The 2,948-nt window shown below is 42.6% G+C and carries 3 protein-coding genes; 1 reads left to right on the plus strand and 2 read right to left on the minus strand.

Annotated features, from left to right (window positions below; translation table 11 throughout):
* Positions 1-207 precede the first annotated feature (207 nt).
* Positions 208-603: a hypothetical protein gene (locus AC1RJL_RS19800; protein WP_492917259.1), complete on the minus strand. Its 396-nt coding sequence runs from the start codon at positions 601-603 to the stop codon at positions 208-210.
* Between the two features lie 12 nt (positions 604-615).
* The gene (locus tag AC1RJL_RS19805) at positions 616-1,935 is read right to left on the minus strand and encodes a hypothetical protein (RefSeq protein WP_492917261.1); all 1,320 of its coding nucleotides are present in this window, start codon (positions 1,933-1,935) and stop codon (positions 616-618) included.
* 90 nt (positions 1,936-2,025) lie between these two features.
* Here AC1RJL_RS19805 and AC1RJL_RS19810 point away from each other — a divergent pair.
* Positions 2,026-2,948: integrase core domain-containing protein (locus AC1RJL_RS19810; RefSeq protein WP_492917262.1), on the plus strand; the 923-nt coding region annotated here is incomplete at its 3' end.

Below are 2,948 nucleotides of genomic sequence, written 5' to 3' on the forward strand. Positions count from 1 at the left end.
GCCGCACCTGCAGTGACGATAGTAACCACCACCGCCACCACAATCATGATGATCATGCCCAACTTGCCACACCCTTTGTTCGACTTCGGGTCATGCAAGGCTGTTTGGTATTGACGGCGGAGGGGAGCTAACAAGGCAAGCGGCTAAGAAGAAAATAAAAAGCCCAGCGCTGCGAGGCGCTGGGCTTTGGCCGTTCAGTTAAAAATATTACTCAAGTTGAAACTTGCAATCAGAAAGAAAAACTTCGTTTCCATTACTGAGAAGCAGTTTATCTTGTGTAATTGTTGCTATTGATAATCCAAGTACAACAGCACCATTTTCAATTTGCTGCCGCCACCCTTCAATATCTCCTTTATAAGAAACCGCAAAATAGCATTCGCCAGAAGGCAAAATTACCTTACATCCTTCATTAACGGCACCACCATTTTTAGCTAATGGAGGATTGATTTCTCGTATGACTTTTTTAAATAGCACTTCTATATCAGTGTTATTACTACAACTAACATACCTATACTCTCTTCCCTCAACAAAAGAAGTACCAGGTATTTTTCTTTCTGTATCTATAGGGCCCAACCCTAAAATATCTTCCATCTTATTGGACATGTAAAAATCTCACTATTTTTTGACTGGAGTGATAACAAACTTGAAATTACTAATACCCGAATCAGTAAATACTTTTGAATAAAACGAGGCAAGATCAACACTATTTGTGTGGTAAATGACGTTATCAAAAGCAGCATTATATTTAGTTGCTTGGCTAACCATTTTCTGTTGCTCGGCTAGCGCCCAAGGCTTAGTTCCATTTGGACTTGCAGGGTTTCTTAAAGAAGCAGCCCAATCATCAACAAACTTAGCTTCTATAGCTGTATTTTTACCGCCTATAGTAACAACATTGTCTGCAACACCTGAGACCCATTGTCCATCAACAAGAGCTTCATATTGTCGCTGCTTAAAAGGGATATCGCCATACAACCCTCTAACACCTATTTCATAGCTCTGCCCAAGGTCAATCGCTCTTGAACCTGTAACTGGTACAGCATCTGTTGTTGCGAATGCAGTATCCAATCTACTTATTGTTTTACTTGATCTTGCAAGCGCAGGTAGCATGGCGGCTGTGCCGCCAGTAATCAACTCCAAACCGATATCTGGAAGAATACTAAACGTAGCACCTGCTAACGCATTATCCCCAAAAAGCCCATAACCAAAGTCACCACTAGTACGTTGCAACCCTTCAAAAAAACTACCAACGGGTGCTAATGCTGAACCTACATTGGACAGATAGGCCTGCCCCGTTGCACTTCTAGGTGAGTAAGTGAAACTTTCACGCACGCCATCCATGACGGCAAGGCTCGCGTTGGTATCCCCCCATGTGAACAACTGCGTGGCAAGACCAGTTATGCCACCGGCTACAGTACCAACCAAGCCAGAACCCATCGCAAGGAGCGTTTCAACTTCGCCTATTTTGCTGTCTAGATAACTAAAACCAGAGGAGCTTGAGGAATAATTGGTATGTAACAGAGCATTGACTGCAAACCTGTTACTCAGGTCATCAAGCATTGCATAACCCTGGTTTATATAGGCATTCAGACCATCGTAGTCATAATCACTAAAGTCGATATTTGACCAATTGAACGTCAGGTCGCTTGATGAACTAGTACTGCTGACAGGATTACTGCTTGTCTTTGCCTGTTCCAGTTTCAGCTCACTTTGCTGCACTGGTGTCAGTTGGCTGTCGGCATTGCTGACCGCTCCCGCCTCCGGGGCGGTGGTACTGGCGATGGGTGAATCTTTCTTGGCTATCGCATCACGCTGATCAATAACCGGAGCTGCTGCTTTCGGTTTATTAAACTGCTGTACCATCCAACTCGCCGATGCATTCCCAAAGGCATCTGCTGCTACATTGCCCCAATCCTGTTTGTCGCCACGGCCTGCCACACGGCTTTCAGTGATGCAAACCGTACATACTTTGGATATCGCGTTGACTTTTGTATTTACAATTAACTATGGTGCCGGGATTTTTTACTGATGGAAATTCAAGTTATGCCAGCTATGTTAATACCGATGTGGTATAAATTGTGGATTACACTTATACAATTTATCGAAAGTATTTATCTAAGGCTTAAACGTCAACCATCACATTATTTCCCACGAAAAATTCTGCTCCAGAAGAACAAGAGAATTATCCGTAAGAAGAAAAAACCAGACTGGGTTAAACAGGAAATTATCCGACTGAAAGCGTTTATGATCCATGATGGGTGCCGAAAAATTGCCAACACATTTAATCGACTCCATGAAAAAAAACGGCAAATGACTGTTGGCAAAACTTATGTTTATCAAGTCATCCAACAGCACCGTTATGAAATCAACATATTGCGGCGAAACATAAAGAATCAATATCCACGAGTTTTACCAAAGAATCTCATCTGGTCGATGGATTTAACTCAGGTGACAGACAATAATAAACAATTTCATACCCTATTCGGGATTATCGATTCCGGCACTCGTGCTTGCCTTCACTTGCGTCACATTCCAACAAAAGCCTCCATTGTTTTACTGCGTCATTTGCTTGACACGATAGAAAGCTGCGGAAAGCCACAAGCCGTTCGCACCGATAATGAAGCTGTATTTACTTCATACTTGTTTCGTTTTGGATTATGGCTACTCGACATTAAACACCAACGTACCGAGGTTTGTTGTCCTTGGATGAACGGAAAGATCGAACGATTTTTTGGCACACTGAAGCAAAAACTGAAATATTTCACGCTCAGTTCTGGTGAAATGTTGGCAATAGACTTAGCAATTTATCGTTTTTGGTACAACACGATCCGGACACATCAACATTTAGACGGAAAAACTCCTACTGAAGTATGGAATAACAGTATGCCAGCTAGCGGAAATCCAATGAAGTTTTCTGCCTGGGATGGCGCATTGGCAGGAATTTATTTTTC

The sequence above is a fragment of the Cellvibrio sp. GW822-FHT04B05 genome, from assembly GCF_058800985.1.